15 protein-coding genes are annotated in these 18,431 nt (G+C 40.8%); 4 read left to right on the forward strand and 11 right to left on the reverse strand.

What is annotated here, in order from left to right; all coding sequences use genetic code 11:
* Window positions 1-183 precede the first annotated feature (183 nt).
* Complete coding sequence (pheA, locus tag DSM106972_RS03060; RefSeq protein WP_127078689.1) at window positions 184-1,086, forward strand: prephenate dehydratase; 903 nt, start codon at window positions 184-186, stop codon at window positions 1,084-1,086.
* A 21-nt stretch (window positions 1,087-1,107) separates the two neighbouring features.
* On the opposite strand, the gene DSM106972_RS03065 is transcribed toward pheA, so the two are convergent.
* The 10 genes from DSM106972_RS03065 to DSM106972_RS03110 form a co-directional block, all read right to left on the reverse strand.
* Window positions 1,108-1,758 carry an LON peptidase substrate-binding domain-containing protein gene (locus DSM106972_RS03065; protein ID WP_127078691.1) on the reverse strand — a complete coding sequence of 217 codons (651 nt, stop codon included), beginning with the start codon at window positions 1,756-1,758 and terminating at the stop codon, window positions 1,108-1,110.
* 158 nt (window positions 1,759-1,916) lie between these two features.
* Complete coding sequence (gene rpsJ, locus DSM106972_RS03070; protein ID WP_010998474.1) at window positions 1,917-2,234, reverse strand: 30S ribosomal protein S10; 318 nt, start codon at window positions 2,232-2,234, stop codon at window positions 1,917-1,919.
* Window positions 2,235-2,395: 161 nt separating this feature from the next.
* Entirely contained in the window at window positions 2,396-3,625 is a 1,230-nt protein-coding gene (gene tuf, locus DSM106972_RS03075) for an elongation factor Tu (RefSeq protein WP_127078693.1), read from the reverse strand.
* Window positions 3,626-3,643: 18 nt separating this feature from the next.
* Entirely contained in the window at window positions 3,644-5,725 is a 2,082-nt protein-coding gene (gene fusA, locus DSM106972_RS03080; RefSeq protein WP_127078695.1) for an elongation factor G, read from the reverse strand.
* A gap of 182 nt (window positions 5,726-5,907) precedes the next feature.
* Window positions 5,908-6,378, reverse strand: coding sequence for a 30S ribosomal protein S7 (gene rpsG / locus DSM106972_RS03085; protein WP_019493947.1), 471 nt, complete (start codon window positions 6,376-6,378; stop codon window positions 5,908-5,910).
* 491 nt (window positions 6,379-6,869) lie between these two features.
* Window positions 6,870-7,256, reverse strand: coding sequence for a 30S ribosomal protein S12 (gene rpsL, locus DSM106972_RS03090; protein WP_127078697.1), 387 nt, complete (start codon window positions 7,254-7,256; stop codon window positions 6,870-6,872).
* Window positions 7,257-7,355: 99 nt separating this feature from the next.
* On the reverse strand, window positions 7,356-7,718 hold the full coding sequence (locus tag DSM106972_RS03095) for a HesB/IscA family protein (protein WP_127078699.1): 363 nt from the start codon (window positions 7,716-7,718) through the stop codon (window positions 7,356-7,358).
* A gap of 92 nt (window positions 7,719-7,810) precedes the next feature.
* Entirely contained in the window at window positions 7,811-8,236 is a 426-nt protein-coding gene (locus DSM106972_RS03100; protein WP_127078701.1) for a phosphomannose isomerase type II C-terminal cupin domain, read from the reverse strand.
* Between the two features lie 482 nt (window positions 8,237-8,718).
* Entirely contained in the window at window positions 8,719-10,806 is a 2,088-nt protein-coding gene (locus DSM106972_RS03105; protein ID WP_127078703.1) for a phosphodiester glycosidase family protein, read from the reverse strand.
* Between the two features lie 109 nt (window positions 10,807-10,915).
* Window positions 10,916-11,098 carry a hypothetical protein gene (locus DSM106972_RS03110; RefSeq protein ID WP_127078705.1) on the reverse strand — a complete coding sequence of 61 codons (183 nt, stop codon included), beginning with the start codon at window positions 11,096-11,098 and terminating at the stop codon, window positions 10,916-10,918.
* A 482-nt stretch (window positions 11,099-11,580) separates the two neighbouring features.
* On the opposite strand from DSM106972_RS03110, the gene DSM106972_RS03115 reads away from it, so the two are divergent.
* From DSM106972_RS03115 to DSM106972_RS03125, 3 genes are all read left to right on the forward strand, one after another.
* Window positions 11,581-16,263 (forward strand): glutamate synthase-related protein, encoded by a 4,683-nt coding sequence (locus tag DSM106972_RS03115; RefSeq protein ID WP_411675272.1) that lies wholly within the window; start codon window positions 11,581-11,583, stop codon window positions 16,261-16,263.
* 260 nt (window positions 16,264-16,523) lie between these two features.
* Entirely contained in the window at window positions 16,524-16,787 is a 264-nt protein-coding gene (locus DSM106972_RS03120; protein WP_127078709.1) for a hypothetical protein, read from the forward strand.
* A complete protein-coding gene (locus DSM106972_RS03125; protein WP_127078711.1) occupies window positions 16,774-17,103 on the forward strand; it encodes a type II toxin-antitoxin system PemK/MazF family toxin in 330 nt (109 codons plus the stop codon). The genes DSM106972_RS03120 and DSM106972_RS03125 overlap by 14 nt, the downstream gene beginning before the upstream one ends.
* A gap of 166 nt (window positions 17,104-17,269) precedes the next feature.
* Here DSM106972_RS03125 and DSM106972_RS03130 read toward each other — a convergent pair whose 3' ends face one another.
* Window positions 17,270-18,184: a polysaccharide deacetylase family protein gene (locus tag DSM106972_RS03130; RefSeq protein WP_127078713.1), complete on the reverse strand. Its 915-nt coding sequence runs from the start codon at window positions 18,182-18,184 to the stop codon at window positions 17,270-17,272.
* Window positions 18,185-18,431 lie beyond the last annotated feature (247 nt).

Raw genomic sequence — 18,431 nt, forward strand, 5'->3', positions numbered from 1 at the left:
TTGAATATTCATCGACTTCGGGGTATATAAATTTAAAAACCTAGCAACCTGGTTTCTTTATGGCTAACTTGTAATGAAAATAATGATTTTGGGTAGAAACCAGGTTTCTTAGAATATATTGTAGTTTATCAGACATTTTAGTCGAATGAGTGTAAATTAAGTTTGCAGTATAGGTAGTTAAATATGAATTTATCGATAGCGCATTTAGGACCTCCAGGAAACTATAGTGAACAAGCTGCGCTTTTTTATGTGAATTGGCTAGCTAAAACGCAGTCAAAACAACCAGTTTTATGTCCTCACCCTAGCATTGCACAATCTTTAAAAGCCGTTGCCCAAGAAAGTGCGATGTTAGCTGTTGTACCTGCCGAAAATTCGATTGAAGGCAGCGTCACAATGACAATGGATGCGATGTGGCAACTTGATAGCTTACACATCGAGTTAGCTTTGGTTATGCCTATTGTTCATGTGCTAATATCTTGTGCTTCGAGTTTAGACAGTATTAAAACTGTCTATTCGCACCCACAAGCTTTAGCACAATGCCAAGCATGGTTAGAGCGTTTTCTTCCTGATGTACAGTTAATTGCTACTAATTCAACTACCGAAACATTAGAAAAACTCGAAACTGAAGAAGGCGCCGCAACAATTTCTTCACAGCGTGCGGCGCAGTTATATAATCTACCAATATTAGCTGCTGGTATAAATGACCACCCTGATAACTGCACTCGCTTTTGGGTTGTAAGTCTTGGTAGTAATCAAAACTTAAATCAAGATTTGAATCAAGATTCTTTTCAAGATTTAAAACGTATTACGAATAAGCGACATACATCTTTGGCGTTTAGCTTAAGAGCAAATATACCTGGAGCGTTGGTTAAAGCTCTACAAATATTTGCTCAACTAAATATAAACTTGAGTCGTGTTGAGTCACGTCCTACCAAGCGCTCATTAGGCGAATATCTATTCTTTATTGACTTGGAAGCTGACATTCAAGATGAGCGGATGCAAGCTGCACTTAAAGAGCTATCAACTTATACCGAAGTTCTAAAGATTTTTGGCAGTTATAATGTTTTGTCTACTAGGGAGATGTAGCAAGTCAATTGCCAATTCTAGTTACAGCTTTTGGTTGAATGTGTCTTTGAGAACAGTGCGGGCAGCTAAATGATTTCTAGTTGTCGTCAAAATTTCAGCTTCCCGTTCTAAACGTGCGGCTGTATCTAGCATTTCTAGAAGTGACTGCTGCTCGTGTGGAACCCCGTGGAGATTATGCGCTACCCAGTAGGATAACTCGACGGGTAAGTCGGGCAAATCTTCGGGAAGTTCAATGTTTTGGTCGGTTAATTTTGCAGATAAACGGACGACATCGCGTAAAAGATGTTCGACATCTGTGGCTATAGGCTGCAAATCTTTGGAAGGCGCCTCGTCTTGAACCCATTCGACCAAACCAACTCGATAAGGTTTTTCGCGAACATATTCAAGAACTCGAAAGCGCTGCTGCCCTAAAGTTATCATTTTCATTCGGTCATCAGGCAAACGCTGATAGTGAATTATTTCTGCACAACAGCCAACACTGGCAATTTTGCCTTGATTTGGGTCTACCATCAATACGCCAAACCGACGATCGCCTTCCAAAATCGTGTTCATCATGATTCGGTAGCGATACTCAAAAATGTGTAGTGGTAGGGGTCTGGTGGGGAACAAGACTACTTCTGGTAACGGGAACAAAGGCAGTTCACGAACCGCAATTTTAGATGAAGATGACATTGTTTTTTGGTATAAATTTACTCTTTAACTGTTAAAACTTTCGCTTTTCCCGTATTCTTTCTTAAATATTATCACCTTGTTTTGTGGCAAGTAAAAAGCCCCTGAGAAATATTCCTCAAGGGCTAGTAAAGAATTACACCAAATTTTATACTTAGATATTACAATTTAACTTCAATATCAACACCGGATGGCAAGTCTAACTTCATCAGCGCGTCGATTGTTTTAGACGAAGGTTGATAAATATCGATAATTCGGCGATGAGTCCGGGTTTCAAAGTGTTCACGAGAGTCTTTGTCAACGTGAGGTGAGCGCAACACACAGTAAATTTTACGTTTGGTTGGCAAAGGAATTGGGCCAATTGCTGTAGCGTTAGTGCGGTTTGCTGTATCTACTATCTTCTCGCAAGAGGTATCAAGTAAGCGACGATCAAAAGCTTGCAAGCGAATTCTGATTTTTTGCTGTTGTAGCGTTGCCATTTTCGGTTTTCCTGGTTCGGTTTATTTTGGACTTTGGATTTTGGATTTTGGATTGAATTTTAAATCAAAAATTCAAAATCTAAAATTTATTTTGTGGGCATAAAAAGAGCAGAGACGTATTATATCATCTCCGCTCGAATTTTAATTAAAAGCGCAAGGTATTATTTAACAATTTTGGAAACAACACCTGCACCGATGGTACGACCACCTTCACGAATTGCGAAGCGCATTCCTTGCTCAATTGCGATTGGGCTGATTAGCTTCACTGTCATTTTGATACGGTCTCCAGGCATTACCATTTCTGCTGCACTACCGTCATCTGAGGTAAATGCTTCGATGGTGCCTGTTACGTCAGTTGTACGCACGTAAAACTGAGGACGATATCCTGCGAAGAAAGGTGTTTTACGACCGCCTTCTTTTTCGGTTAATACGTAAACTTCACCTTCAAAGTCAGTATGAGGTGTAATGGAACCTGGCTTTGCCAATACCATTCCGCGCTCAATATCTTCTTTCTTTAAACCACGTAGCAGTAGACCTGCGTTGTCTCCAGCCATACCTTCTTCGAGACTCTTCTTGAACATCTCGATACCAGTTACTGTGGTGGCGCGAGTATTTTTAATACCTACTAACTCTACGTTGTCGCCTACTTTTACTTTTCCACGCTCAATACGTCCGGTAGCTACTGTACCACGACCTGAGATTGAAAATACGTCTTCTACCGCCATCAAGAAAGGCTTGTCAATATCACGTTCGGGAGTTGGAATGTAGGAATCTACAGCATCCATAAGTTCGTAGATTTTATCTACCCACTTGTCTTCTCCACGCTGTGTTTTTGGCGCCGAGGTCATTTTTTCAAGTGCTTGTAGACCGGAACCCTTTACGATGGGAATGTCATCACCTGGGAAGTCGTAGCTAGAAAGAAGTTCACGAACTTCTAATTCTACGAGTTCAAGTAGTTCTTCGTCGTCTACCATGTCTTCTTTGTTCATGAAGACAACCAAGCTTGGTACACCCACCTGCTTCGCTAACAAAATATGTTCGCGAGTTTGGGGCATTGGACCGTCTGCTGCTGATACTACTAAGATGGCGCCATCCATTTGAGCAGCACCAGTAATCATGTTTTTCACATAGTCAGCGTGACCTGGACAGTCCACGTGAGCGTAGTGACGTTGTGCTGTTTCGTATTCTACGTGAGCGGTGTTAATTGTAATACCACGCGCTCTTTCTTCAGGAGCAGCATCGATTTGGTCGTATGCTTTAGCTACAGCATTACCAGAAGCCGCAAGGGTCATGGTAATGGCTGCTGTTAATGTGGTTTTACCGTGGTCAACGTGACCAATGGTACCGATATTGACGTGTGGTTTATTCCGTTCAAACTTTGCGCGTGCCATGAATACTCGTTTCCTTTTCTAGTTATGCGTTCCCTTTGCTTTTGCGATAATTGCCTCAGCAACGTTGCGAGGCACTTCTTCGTAATGGCTAAATTCCATCGAGAAGATACCACGTCCTTGGGTCTTCGAGCGAATGTCAGTAGCATAGCCAAACATTTCTGCCAAGGGAACCTTAGCAGTTACTTTCGCAAGACCAGCTTCTGACCCCATACCTTCGATTTGCCCGCGACGAGAGTTTAGGTCTCCCATTACATCACCAAGGAAGTTTTCGGGAACTTCGACTTCAACTTTCATCAACGGTTCTAACAGTACAGGCGAAGCTTTCATTACAGCTTCCTTCATCGCCATACTTCCGGCGATTTTGAAAGCCATTTCTGAAGAGTCTACATCATGGTACGACCCATCAATCAATGTTGCTTTAACATCAATTAGCGGGTACCCAGCTAATATACCAGACTCAGTACTTTCCTTCATTCCAGCTTCAGCAGGGCCTATGTACTCTTTCGGTACAGTACCACCGACTATTTTAGAGACAAATTCAAATCCACTTCCAGGCTCACCTGGTTCAAGGTTAATAACTACGTGACCGTACTGACCTTTACCACCGCTCTGACGAATAAATTTTCCTTCGACTCTATTTACAGGCTTACGAATTGTTTCGCGATAAGCTACTTGCGGCGCCCCGACGTTTGCTTCCACTTTAAATTCGCGTAGCATCCGGTCAACCAGAATTTCTAGGTGTAATTCACCCATCCCAGCAATTACGGTTTGGTTGGTTTCTTGGTCAACACTAACCCTAAAAGTTGGGTCTTCTTCTGATAGCGACTGCAAAGCTTTTGATAGCTTATCCATATCGTTCTTGGTCTTGGGTTCTACCGCAACCGAGATCACAGGCTCTGGAATATATAAAGATTCTAATATTACTGGTGAATTCTCATCCGTTATTGTATCGCCAGTTAATGTATCTTTTAATCCTAAAGCTGCTCCTAAATCGCCCGCCCGCAATTCGTCTACGTCTTGCCGCTCGTCTGCCTTTAATATCACTAATCGCGATATTCTTTCTTTCTTGTTTTTAGTAGCATTTAATACATAACTACCTTTTTTCAAGATTCCTGAATAAACACGCACAAAGGTTAGGCGCCCATATGGGTCAGCCATAATTTTAAACGCAAGAGCTGACAACGGCTCTGAGTCATCCGCATGCCGTTCAACGGCTTCACCTGAAGGAAGTGTTCCTTGAATAGCTGGAACTTCTTCCGGTGATGGCAAATAATCTACAACTGCATCAAGCAGTAACTGTACACCTTTGTTTTTGAAAGCAGAACCACATAACATCGGTATTATCGTACCAGCCACAGTGCCTTTTCGCAAAGCTGTAGTAATTTCTTCTTCGGTTAGTTCTTCACCATCGAAGTACTTCGCCATTAATTGGTCGCTGGTCTCAGAAACTGCTTCAATCAATTTTGTTCGATATTCAGCAGCTAATTCCTCCATCTCTGCGGGAATATCTTCTTCTTTAATATCAGTACCTTTATCGTTGGTATAGATGTAAGAACGCATCTTAACCAAATCGACTATGCCCAAAAATTCGCTTTCAGCTCCTATTGGTAACTGAATGGGAACAGCATTCGCACGTAAACGGTCGCGCACTTGCTCGTAAACACGATAAAAATTGGCGCCTGTGCGATCCATTTTATTGATAAATACAATCCGAGGTACTTTGTAGCGGTCAGCTTGGCGCCATACGGTTTCCGTTTGTGGTTGAACACCACCAACTGAACACAAAACCGTAATTACACCATCAAGTACCCGCATCGAACGCTCAACTTCAATAGTAAAGTCTACGTGACCCGGAGTGTCAATAATATTAATTTGATGATCTTTCCAACTTGTACTAATTGCTGCGGCTGTAATCGTAATACCGCGTTCCCGTTCCTGTTCCATCCAGTCGGTGACGGCAGTACCTTCGTGAACCTCACCAATTTTATGAATAATCCCAGAGTAAAATAATATTCTCTCTGTTGTTGTTGTTTTGCCCGCGTCTATATGCGCCGCAATCCCTATATTGCGTACCTTTTCTAGCGGGATAGTACGTGCCACAGGAGCCTCCTAGAGTTTTCGCCTCATATATCTTGTATATTACACTTTGTTAAGTTTATATACCTTACGGAAAACCGCCACTTTTGAAGTATTTTAGATTCTGGATTTTGGATTAAATCATTAGATTACAATCTAAAATCCCAAATCTAAAATCCAAAATCATTAAGGATTTAAACGTCTAATTAATAACGATAGTGCGCGAAAGCTTTGTTAGCGTCTGCCATACGATGAGTTTCTTCACGCTTTTTGATTGCGCTTCCTGTTTCGTTTGCAGCATCCATTAATTCGTTAGCCAATCTAGCAGCCATTGTTCGACCGGGACGCGCTCTAGAATATTGTACTAACCAGCGTAATGCTAGGGTTGTACCGCGTTCATTACGAACTTCCATTGGTACTTGATAAGTTGCACCACCGACACGACGCGCTTTTACTTCAACAAGTGGTGTTGCGTTGCGTACTGCTTTCTCAAATACTTCAAGAGGGTCGGCGCCTGTGCGGTCGCCAATCGTTTTCATTGCATCATAAACAATGCGTGCTGCTAGTGATTTTTTGCCGTGACGCATAATCCGGCGAATAATCATACTAACTAACCGACTATTAAATACAGAATCAGGCGGAACAGGGCGCCTTTGAATAACACCACGACGAGACATTGACTTTACCCTTAAATAAAACCTTCAACACGAATACAATTCATAGCTACGAAAATAGCGTGAAAATTTCACTATTAGCGCTTTAAATTCTCAGTTCTCACTACATATACGCAGCGACGCTGATTTTAAACTATCTTTCCTGAAAGACAGACAAAGCGACATTATAATACAATTTATGGAGAAATTAAACTGTGTGATGCCTGTATCAAACCACCTCGGTCAGTCAAACTGTGCCCAGGACTGCTTTTGCTTTACTAATTTAACAAACAATAAAGCAATTTGACAAATAACGATAAAACAAACCCCAAGTAGCAAATCTGAGAGGCAAAAGTCAAATTTATTAACCTGCCCGCTCAGACTGCTGGGTAAAAGAAAAGGCATTCTATAAGGTTCATTTAAGCAATGCGAGCGTTCGATTTCCCAAAAGGATAAATTCAGCAATTTAAATTTCAAGCTTAATGAATAGCTTGAAAACGCATTGCTTACCTTAATTACTTAGCAGCAGCGGCTTTTGGACGCTTAGTTCCGTACTTGGAGCGACCTTGCTTACGGTCTTTGACTCCTGCTGTATCTAATGTGCCGCGAATGATGTGATATCTCACACCTGGTAAGTCTTTAACCCGACCACCACGAATCATGACAACTGAGTGTTCTTGTAAGTTGTGCCCAATTCCTGGGATGTACGCTGTAACCTCAAAACCAGAAGTTAAACGTACCCGCGCCACTTTACGAAGCGCCGAATTAGGTTTTTTCGGGGTAGTCGTAAATACCCTAGTACAAACTCCCCGACGTTGCGGGCATTGTTTTAGGGCAGGTGACTTTGTTTTCTGACGCGCGAGTTCGCGTTCGTTTCTTATAAGCTGCTGTATTGTTGGCATTAAGGATGAGCGTGTAAAGCTGCGTGTGGTCTTGTGCGTTTTAACAAATCCTGATTATATCTTTTTATTATTATTTCTGTCAATTATTTTTGGTGGAAATCAGGAAACCACAAAAGAGTTACCGCAGCTACAGCTTGATGTTGCTTGGGGGTTATGGAAGCGAAAACCGCCACCCATTAAGTCTTCTGAGTAATCAAGCGTTAACCCATTAATATAAGTTTCGCTTTGCCTATCAATAGCAACTTGAATTCCACTAACCTCGAAAGTTGTATCGTTGTGGTTTATATCTAGCTCGAACGACATATCATAAAATAATCCCGAACAACCACCAGCTTTAACGGCGACTCGAAACCAAAGCGGTTCTAGTTTTGATGTAATATCAAATGAAGGAAAGGCGCCTCGAAGAAAGTTCGACTTTAATCGTTTAACTTCAGATATAGCTGCTGGACTTAAGTGAATCATACCTTTCAACTCAAAAACTAAACTCAAAAACCCATCTTTAATTCTAGATGGGTTCGAGGGAGAATTTAATTTAAAAACTGAAGTTTTTATTACTACTGGTGGCTGGGCTTTTCGGTGCGTGAGTAGTCGTCTTGATAGCGAATAATATCGTCTTCGCCTAAATATTCTCCATTTTGCACTTCAATTAGCACCAAAGGTATAACCCCAGGATTTTCTAAACGGTGTGCAGTACATTGAGGAACATAGGTAGATTGGTTATTGCTAAGTAAAATTTCTTCTGTTCCACAAACAACTCTAGCGGTACCTGAAACAACAATCCAGTGTTCGCTACGGTGGTGGTGCATTTGCAAGCTGAGACGGTGACCAGGTTTGACTTCAATCCGCTTGATTTTGTAACCGCGACCTTCTTCTAAAATTGTGAACGAACCCCAAGGACGTAACTCTGTAGCTGCCACACCTCGCGAGTTAACTGCTGGAGGTAAGGGTAGAGTATTGACTTGTGTTGCTTCAGTAGCCATAAAAACCTCTTTTTTAGGAGACATAGACAAAATTTTTACTTCCTAACCTATTGATGTAGAAATACGGTGCAATATCGCAACCGTAGAATTCAGCAATTCAGCCCCCTTGGTAAAGATAGCAAAACCTCAGCAGACGGTGTATTCAATCCGTTATATTTTTACGGTATCTACACTAATTCTTTATGAAGTTTCTAAGAAGTGAGTCGTGAGTCGTGAGTCGTGAGTCGTGCTGAGTAGGAAGAAGTTTTAAATGCTAATACTCCATGTCATAAAATTTGGGGAGTAGAAAGATTAGCAACGGATGATGAACGGATGTAACGGATAATTGATTTTAAATAATTAGACTTTATTTTATACCAATAACTCATCCGTTACATCCGTTACATCCGTTGCCAGCCAACTCACCAAAATTAATGACATGAACCACTAACTCATAACTTTGCGCCTCCTAACTATACTCAGCACTCAGCACTTTCCACTCATCACTTATAAAAAATGCCTATCCCGTTGTGGACGCGCGCGGCAGTATTGGGGGGACGGTCGATAATTTGGCCTCCCAGGTAAATATTTGTGGAGCTACCTCCATCTAAATTTAAGGCGTTTACGCATCCCAAAAGCTGCATTAGTTGAGCGTGTTCGGCTAATGTTGGACCTGCACCCAAAGCACGGTTACTAGTTGAAGTTATCATTACTCTTCCGGTTGCTGTAGTACAAATTCCACTGCGAACTGCTTTCTCCGCAATAAACGCATTGCTAAATTTCTCAGCTAATGCATCGAGAACTACTTGACGATTTTGTACGAGCAATGGTCCGGCGCCGATAATATTGGGAAAACGATTAAATTCGGGTGGTATTGTTGAACTAGTAATATTTAATGTGGCGCCTACTGGTAAAAAGCTAAGATTACTCGATGCATTTCCACGTAAAGTCAGCAAATAACCATCAGCAGGTATTAGAACAGGTGTTTCACCAGCTTTTGGCGCCAAATATTGATTGGTAATTTGATTTTTTTGAACAACGATAATTATTTCGTTATCTATTATCGGAGTATACGTAGAACCCCAAGCCGGAGTGTAACGTGCTATTCCTGCTTGTACATAACCACTATTCACAAAAAGTACTGGCAAACGTTGATTAGTACTAGTAGTTAATATTTCTTCTAAGGTAAGTCTACCTACGTAAAATTGACCATAATTATTCCAAGCAATGGCGCCTCTATTTAATATGGGACTCGATAGCCATTGTCCATTGCTGCGAATTGCACCAAGGGGGTATCGATTATTACGGTTAAAATAACCACCATTGATTCCAGCTACAGCTAAATAATTTTGGGCAGTTTGAATCAAAGGCGCCGTACCTATGAGTGTATTCGGGTTGGTAACTATTGGTCTAATCTCAACATTGCGAGGATTTATTTCTAGAGAAACTATTGGAAATCTATCTTGCCCCAAGTTTACCCACTGCTGCCTCCATATTAACCCTGGCGCCCATGCTATGCTACGAGGCACTAATGCGTCAGGACGAATTTCAACAGTCAAGCTATTAGCTGCATTCGGTTGAATACGAGGTGCAAAACCAAAGGGAACGTTTATACGAATTAAAGTTTGATTATTAATTACCTCAACTTGTTTGATTGTCGGTTCTGGTACAGGTGGTAATGTTGGTGGTGCAGGAACAGGTTTTGGTAATGGTAACTGTTTAAGAAATTGTATTGCTGGGTTTGGTACGGGTGCTGGAATAGAAACTGGTACTGGTGTATAGCGTTGAACTAAAGCAGGGTCTGCAACACCATCTAAAATAATTGTCCACTCGCGACCTGGGGGTGCTGTTGGTTGAGGGTTAACTGCATCAGGGTCTACGACGCGCTTTTGTGGTGGTTCTTGTCTTAAAACCCAAGGTGTTGGACGGTCAAGGTTAATAGTAAGTGCTTTGCCGCTTATTGGTATATTTGGTTGTGGGTTAGTTGGGGGTTGTGGAAAGGCTAGTAGAGTTTCACGAATATCTGTTACTTTGGCGCCAGGGGTAACAATAGTTAGTATGTTACCTTGGGTATTAAGAAGCCATTTTGATGTAGAGGCTAATCGTGTAACATCTAAGTAACGATAATTTCCTATTAGCTTGGCGTTGAGAATTTGTGGTTTGGCGTAAGATGAAAACCATCCTATAGGTTGCTTGCTTGGGCTATTTGTGTCTAACAAGTCTACGCCAATTAGTTGACGTAATGTTCCATCCGCGATATGCGTGGTAAATTGACTTTTACTTGCTGCCTTGGTAAACCAGATGCCTGATACAATTCGACCGTTGAGAGATATTTGATTGCCGTATGATGTCGCGCCTTTTACTGGTATTACTGGTATCGGGTTGGGTGGTACGGGTGTTGGTACAGGTGTCGGGGACGGTAATGTTATTTGTGACTGTGCTAAGGTGCCGCTACTGTTTGTTATTAAACATAGGACACTTGGAAGTATTACTAACATCGAACCCCAAAAAAGGTTGATAATAGCTTTATTTGAAGCTTTTATTACCACCGAATAATCCTTTTTAGCTAAGTAATTTTTCTGATTAAACATTATCTTTTACTACTTGATATTTATTAATTCGGTTGAGACGAACTATGTTGCAAATTTTCGTTGTTTGTCAAAAAATTTTGACATTATTTTTTCCAATAACGTGATAATGTTAATATGGGCTTTTATCTCTATAAGCCAAACCAGTAATTTTACTACCAGTACAGGTAAAGCGAAGCGCGTATCGAAGCCTTTGTAAAGCAGCAAGATGAAAATCTTGACTATCAATTGCTCTGATGGTTCTATCGAGAGTGATAGGCGCCTGTGCTATTTTAGGTAGTGTTGGTAGTATCAATCACACATCAGTAATGAATTCGTTGGAGTAATGAAAGATATAGTGAGTAATTGTCAAATGGGTATGTATTGTAATACGCTAAATTTTGTCCATATATAAGACTTTTTCCGTTTTACAACCAGTAAAGTATAAAATATGAGTTCTGCACAGTAAAGTCAAACACTATACTCTGTTGATTCATTGAAAACAAACGATTAGAAAACACATTTACTTTACTGCCATAAGCAAAAAACTACTATCAGGCAAACAAGTAGCTTGTCTAACTAAGTATGATGTAAAAAAAATAATGCGTATAATTTTAACACGGGTGAAAAATAATATTAAACCCGAAGTTAGAATTTTTTTTTCTAAATCTGAAGTGATTCTGTATTTCTCAGAAGTTCTGATTTAGGAAGATTCGTAAAGTAAAGGGCGTAAAAAATAACAAAAACCTGTATCAGGGACAGTCTATGAGCAACGATGCAATTAATCAATCTGGCAGTATGGCAAATTCGGCTTTTTCGGGTAATTCAGAAACTCCGTCGAGGTGTACATACGAGGGACAAAGGTGGTTGGTAGAAGAACGTGATGCTTGTGGCGTGGGTTTTATTGCCCAACGTCAAAATTTTTCAAGTCACGAATTAGTGGAAAAAGCTCTGCAAGCTTTAACCTGTTTAGAACACCGTGGTGGATGCAGCGCAGACTCTGACTCTGGTGATGGCGCAGGTCTTTTGACCGCTATCCCTTGGGAATTGTTCCATTCGTTTAATTTGGAAGATACTAAAAAATGTGCCGTTGGAATGGTTTTCTTACCACAAGAAACTGAAACGGCTAAAGCTTCACGTGAAATTTTTGAAAAAATTGCATTAGAAGAAAAACTAACTGTACTGGGCTGGCGAGAAGTGCCAGTACAACCAGACTTACTTGGCATACAAGCACGCGAGAATCTTCCTCGTATCGAGCAAGTTGTATTAACTTCAGAATTTGACGGTAACGAATTAGAGCAACAGCTTTATATTGCTCGGCGCCGCATTTTTAAAGCTGTACAAAACAAAGCTGTACAAAACAAAGTTGTACAAAGTCTATCATCAGAAGACTTTTATATTGCTTCGTTGTCAAGTCGTACTATCGTGTACAAAGGGATGGTACGTTCGGCGGTTTTGGGCGAATTCTATACCGATTTGAAACAAAGAGCTTACAAAAGTTCTTTCGCAGTATATCACCGTCGCTTTAGTACCAACACCATGCCAAAATGGCCTTTAGCGCAGCCAATGCGTTTATTGGGGCATAACGGTGAAATCAATACTTTGTTAGGCAATATCAACTGGATGATGGCACGGGAACAAAGTTTGAGTCATCCTGTTTGGGGTTCGCGTTTCGATGAACTCAAACCGTTTGTTCAAGTTGATAATAGCGACTCTGCGACTTTAGATAATGTCTTAGAAGTGTTGGTGCGTTCAGGACGCAGCCCGTTGGAAGCGTTGATGATAATGGTTCCAGAGGCGTATAATAATCAACCTTCTTTAAATGACTATCCAGAAATAGTTGATTTTTACGAATATTACAGTGGAATGCAGGAAGCTTGGGATGGTCCAGCGCTGCTAGTATTTGGTGATGGACGTAAAGTTGGTGCCACTCTCGACCGTAACGGTTTAAGACCTGCGCGTTACTGCATTACAAAAGATGACTATATTGTTGTTGCTTCCGAAGCTGGTGTAGTAAACTTCCCAGAAGAAAGTATCATCGAAAAAGGTCGTTTGGGTCCAGGTCAAATGATTGCCGTTGACCTCGAAACGAATGAAATACTCAAAAATTGGGAAATTAAACAGCGCATTGCTCTTCGTAACCCTTATGGAGAGTGGTTAAATAATCACCGTCAAGATTTGAAGTCTTTAAAAGGCGCCTATTCGAGTAACGGCAACGGCAACGGGAATGGTAAGGGCAGCACGAGTGTTACTGAACAAAGTATAGACCGTGAAAGCTTATTAAGACAGCAAATAGCTTTTGGCTATACTACCGAAGATGTAGAAATGGTTATCCAGCCAATGGCACAGGAAGGAAAAGAAGCTACTTTCTGTATGGGTGATGATATTCCCTTAGCTATTCTTTCTTCTAAACCACACCTTTTATATGATTACTTCAAGCAGCGGTTCGCGCAGGTAACTAACCCGCCTATTGATCCTTTGCGCGAAAGTTTGGTAATGTCGCTAAAAGTCGAATTAGGTGCGCGTGGTAATTTGCTAGACCCAAAACCCGAATATGCGCGTCGCTTAAAGTTAGACTCACCTATTCTCAAAAATGCTGAGTTAGAAGTTATTAAGCATTCTTCGTTCAAAACTGTTGAGTTATCAACGCTGTTTGAAATTGCATCTGGCCCAGATGGTTTAAAAGCAGCAGTTCATGATTTACAAATCAAAGCCGCAAAAGCTGTATTGAGTGGCGCCGAAATCGTAATACTCAGTGACCGAGAGCAAAATAACGTCGCTATTGGTACAAGTCATACTTATATACCGCCATTATTAGCGGTAGGCGCCGTTCATCACTACTTAATTAGTCAAGGATTACGGACAAAAGCATCATTAGTAGTAAATACTGCTCAGTGTTGGAGTACACACCACTTTGCTTGTCTAATTGGCTACGGAGTCGATGCGGTTTGTCCTTATATGGCATTGCAGACAGTTCAAGATTGGTGGGCAGACCCTAAAACTCAACAATTTATGCAGCGCGGTAAAATTGCCGCAATGACTTTAGAGAAAGCACAAAGTAATTTCTGTAAAGCGATTGAAGCTGGATTACTCAAAATTCTCTCGAAAATGGGAATTTCGTTGCTTTCAAGTTACCAAGCTGCACAAATCTTTGAGGCAATTGGTATTGGTGCAGATTTGTTAGAGTTAGGTTTCCGAGGCACAACTTCACGTATTGGTGGACTGAGTTTAAAAGAACTCGCTCAAGAAGTATTATCATTCCACTCCAAAGCCTTTCCTGAACTTAGCGTCAAGAAACTCGAAAATTTGGGCTTCGTTCAATATCGTCCAGGTGGTGAGTACCACATGAACAGCCCAGAACTTGCGAAAGCGCTGCACAAAGCAGTCGATGGCAAACAATATGACCACTACGAAGTTTACCAAAAGCACCTGCAAAACCGACCAATTGCAGCATTGCGCGATTTGTTAGACTTCCAAAGTGATAGACAGCCCATACCTATTGAAGAAGTTGAATCTGTTAGCGATATCGTCAAACGCTTCTGTACGGGTGGAATGTCGCTAGGCGCCTTATCTAGAGAAGCGCACGAAACACTCGCTATTGCCATGAACCGTATTGGTGGTAAGTCTAATTCGGGTGAAGGTGGAGAAGACCCAGTACGTTATAAAGTATTAGATGACGTTGATTCCAAGGGGTTATCGCCAACTTTACCTCACCTCAAAGGTTTACGTAATGGAGATAGAGCAACTAGTTCGATTAAACAAGTCGCATCAGGAAGATTTGGGGTAACACCTGAGTACTTAATGAGTGCCAAGCAAATCGAAATTAAAATAGCTCAAGGCGCCAAGCCAGGTGAAGGTGGACAATTACCTGGCCCCAAAGTTAGCCAATACATTGCGATGTTGCGACGCTCGAAACCGGGTGTAACTTTAATTTCTCCACCACCGCATCACGATATTTATTCCATCGAAGATTTGGCGCAGTTAATTTTTGACTTGCACCAAATTAACCCCAAAGCACAAGTCTCTGTTAAATTAGTCGCCGAAATTGGTATTGGAACTATTGCTGCGGGTGTGGCAAAAGCAAATGCTGATATTATCCAAATTTCTGGACATGATGGAGGTACAGGCGCCTCACCATTAAGTTCGATTAAGCACGCTGGTTCACCGTGGGAACTCGGTTTAAGCGAAGTTCACCGTGTATTAATGCAAAATCAATTGCGCGACCGGGTTATTTTGCGTGTTGATGGTGGTTTAAAGAGCGGTTGGGATGTACTAATGGGTGCTTTGATGGGCGCCGAAGAATTTGGATTTGGCTCTATTGCGATGATTGCCGAAGGTTGTATAATGGCTCGAATTTGCCATACTAACAACTGTCCCGTTGGCGTCGCTTCGCAAAAAGAAGAACTGCGGAAGCGGTTTAATGGAATGCCTGAGCATGTTGTAAATTTCTTCTACTTTATCGCTGAAGAAGTTCGTAGTTTGTTAGCACGTTTGGGATATCGTTCGCTATTAGAAGTAGTTGGACGTGCGGACTTGTTAACAACACGTACCGAAGCGCATTTAACCAAAACACAAGCGCTCAACCTCGACTGCTTAACAAATTTACCTGACGCACGTACAAACCGTGATTGGTTGCAACATGAAGAAGTTCATAGTAACGGTACAGTCGTAGATGATGAATTAATTGCCGATGCTGAAATTCAAGCTGCAATTAAGAATCAATCTGCCGTTACTAAAACCATAAATATTGTCAATACCGACCGAACAGTTGGCGCCCGTTTAGCAGGAAGAATTGCATCACAGTACGGCGATAATGGTTTTGAAGGTCAAATTAACCTCAATTTAAATGGAAGCGTTGGTCAAAGCTTTGGTGCTTTTAACCTTCCTGGTATGATTCTGACTTTAGAAGGAGAAGCTAACGATTACGTTGGTAAAGGCATGAACGGTGGGGAAATAATTATTAAACCCATGAGTAATGCTAATTATGACCCATCACAAAACGTGATTATTGGCAATACCTGTTTGTACGGCGCCACTGGTGGGTTTTTGTATGCTAACGGTTTAGCTGGTGAACGCTTTGCTGTTCGTAACTCTAGAGCTACAGCAGTTATTGAAGGCGCCGGGGATCACTGCTGTGAGTATATGACTGGTGGTGTTGTAGTTGTGCTGGGTAAAGTTGGACGTAACGTCGCGGCAGGTATGACTGGCGGTTTCGGATATTTCTTGGACGAATCTGGAAATTTCCCTGAATTAGTTAATAAAGAAATCGTCAAAATTCAGCGAGTTACATCAAGTGCAGGTGAACAACAATTACGTGATTTAATTGCTGCACATGCACAGCGCACTAATTCACCATTAGCGCAAATGATTTTGGACAACTGGCAACAATATTTACCTAAGTTCTGGCAGTTGGTTCCTCCTTCTGAAGCTGATAGTCCTGAAGCTTCTCAAGAGCAAGAAAAACAACTCAGTTCTGTATAATCTTGTGGCACAGGCATCCTGCCTGTGCTTTCAACACTAGACTATTAGGACACAGAGAAGAGAGGCGCCTAGTGGTCTATGTCAAAAGTTTTGGTGAGATATATTTTTTACAGTTCTGATATTTACCCAACACTTTTAATACGAACTACTAGCCATTAAAATCATTAAATTAGAACATTTGTTTGCCTTGATTAGACTTTGCCACAAGTACGCTAGTATTTAGCTATATAAATATAGTTATCTTTAAGAGCGCAAAAACTATGGCTGAAGCACCAAAATTCAATTTACATGATGCTAAAGTTACAAACTTTGACAGTACAGAAAATAGAATAATTGACCTAACCTATGAAACAGAATTAAAACCTGGAGAGAAATTAACTTTACCGGAGTCATTGACAAATAATTTAAGTCCTGGGCACTGGGTAATTACAATTCGACGACAACCCTCTGAAATAACCCGAACCTACGACGCTTTTCTAAATAGCTACGCACCAGAAGACGAAGGGTTGTATGACGACTATTAAAGCTGGTGATTTATGGATAGCAAATATTCAATTTAGCACTGGTACTGGTAGCAAGAAACGCCCAGTTTTAATACTATGGCTAGATGGAGATGATGTTATAACCGCAGCTATTACATCGGCTCAACCACGTACTCGAACCGACGTAATCTTAGATAATTGGTTTGAAAGTGGTTTGCGTGTAGAATCAACACTACGTTTATCTCGGTTAGTTTGTTTAGAAAAGTCTTTATTGCAAGCCAAAGTTGGTAAGATTTCTGAAACTGATGCACAGAATTTGAAAAATATCTGGGATATGTATATCAAACCGGAGTTTTAGTTGTTTATCCGTTACATTCGCGCTCCAAAGTTGCCAGCTAACTCATCAGAATTAAAATGATAAAGGCGCCTTTATTCAATGGGCACCTCTATAATTTTTAATGATTATCGTTCTAAATACACAATGTATATGTTGGGTTACGCTTGCGCTCCACCCAACCTAGGAGTTATTTTGATGCGATTGCTAGTTGTTGATCTTCGAGTTCTAGCATTTCGGGTATTGTTACGAAACGATAACCTTGTTGTTTGAATTTTTTAATCATTTCGGGCAATGCTTTGACTGTGCTGTCGCGAACTCCACCACCATCGTGCATTAAGACAATACCACCAGGTTTGGAAAATCGCATTACGTTTCCAATTAACCTGGATGCGGCAGGACGTTTGTAGTCATTTGAGTCTGCTGACCACATAATTACTGAGTATTTCTTACTACGAGCATACGCAGCAGGCCCATTACCTAGAACTCCACCAGGTGGTCTGAATAAATTTGTTCTGACACCTGTGACTTTGTAAATAATTTCTTCGGTATCGTTAATTTCTTTGGCTGCAACGCTTGGATTTAGGCGATGATACCAATGGTGCCATGTATGGTTGGCAATGGTGTGACCATCAGTCACGATGCGTTTGCCAACTACTGGTAGATTTTTCATATTGTTACCAATAACAAAGAAAGTCCCTTTGACGTTATTGGTTTTAAGAATATCTAATACCTGCTCTGTATATTTAGGCCAGGGACCATCATCAAATGTTAAAGCGATAATTTTGTCTTTGTTATTTGGTTTGACTGCGTTTAGCGTCATACCTTGATAGCGTTTTGGAATTTCTAGTATACCTTTAAGTTTGGCTTCCTCTTGCCAACTATCGAGCATTTGCGTTTTGAAACCTTCAATCTGCCCTTTAGTATCTATCGTTTTTAAACTACTAGCGTTAACTGCTAGTTCAAGAGTATTTGCTGATGGTTTAAAGGGTATTATCATACCTATGCCAACAATCATGACTAAGGCAGCTACACCTAACCAAAAAAACTTTGTAATTCTAAAAGGCTTATTTTTAACTTTTCTAACTTTTATCTGTTTTTTCATTGCATAACTCCTTCACCTGTAGATAGTACCTATCCATAGATATATATAGATACATGTATATATATGGCGGCGCCGATTATCCGTCTCTCAAAATAATATTCATAGCTACTTTGAGCAAATCACTAAAATTTAACTACAGGGTAACAGAAATTACTTTGAACAAAAAGATAAAACCAGCAAAATCCACTATAAAACTATAATCAAACTCAAATATTCTAAAATGGCTATATAGCCAAATGAATAATAT

The organism is Dulcicalothrix desertica PCC 7102 (genome assembly GCF_003991905.1).
Classification (GTDB): Bacteria; Cyanobacteriota; Cyanobacteriia; order Cyanobacteriales; family Nostocaceae; genus Dulcicalothrix; species Dulcicalothrix desertica.

Excerpts from the sequence above, each read along its gene's own strand:
- DSM106972_RS03100 (WP_127078701.1), bottom strand. The coding sequence starts at position 8,236 with ATGGCTACTGAAGCAACACAAGTCAATACTCTACCCTTACCTCCAGCA.
- DSM106972_RS03130 (WP_127078713.1), bottom strand. The coding sequence starts at position 18,184 with ATGAAAAAACAGATAAAAGTTAGAAAAGTTAAAAATAAGCCTTTTAGA.
- DSM106972_RS03125 (WP_127078711.1), top strand. The coding sequence starts at position 16,774 with ATGACGACTATTAAAGCTGGTGATTTATGGATAGCAAATATTCAATTT.
- rpsJ (WP_010998474.1), bottom strand. The coding sequence starts at position 2,234 with ATGGCAACGCTACAACAGCAAAAAATCAGAATTCGCTTGCAAGCTTTT.
- DSM106972_RS03120 (WP_127078709.1), top strand. The coding sequence starts at position 16,524 with ATGGCTGAAGCACCAAAATTCAATTTACATGATGCTAAAGTTACAAAC.
- DSM106972_RS03115 (WP_411675272.1), top strand. The coding sequence starts at position 11,581 with ATGGCAAATTCGGCTTTTTCGGGTAATTCAGAAACTCCGTCGAGGTGT.
- rpsL (WP_127078697.1), bottom strand. The coding sequence starts at position 7,256 with ATGCCAACAATACAGCAGCTTATAAGAAACGAACGCGAACTCGCGCGT.
- rpsG (WP_019493947.1), bottom strand. The coding sequence starts at position 6,378 with ATGTCTCGTCGTGGTGTTATTCAAAGGCGCCCTGTTCCGCCTGATTCT.
- pheA (WP_127078689.1), top strand. The coding sequence starts at position 184 with ATGAATTTATCGATAGCGCATTTAGGACCTCCAGGAAACTATAGTGAA.
- DSM106972_RS03065 (WP_127078691.1), bottom strand. The coding sequence starts at position 1,758 with ATGTCATCTTCATCTAAAATTGCGGTTCGTGAACTGCCTTTGTTCCCG.
- DSM106972_RS03105 (WP_127078703.1), bottom strand. The coding sequence starts at position 10,806 with ATGTTTAATCAGAAAAATTACTTAGCTAAAAAGGATTATTCGGTGGTA.
- tuf (WP_127078693.1), bottom strand. The coding sequence starts at position 3,625 with ATGGCACGCGCAAAGTTTGAACGGAATAAACCACACGTCAATATCGGT.
- DSM106972_RS03095 (WP_127078699.1), bottom strand. The coding sequence starts at position 7,718 with ATGATTCACTTAAGTCCAGCAGCTATATCTGAAGTTAAACGATTAAAG.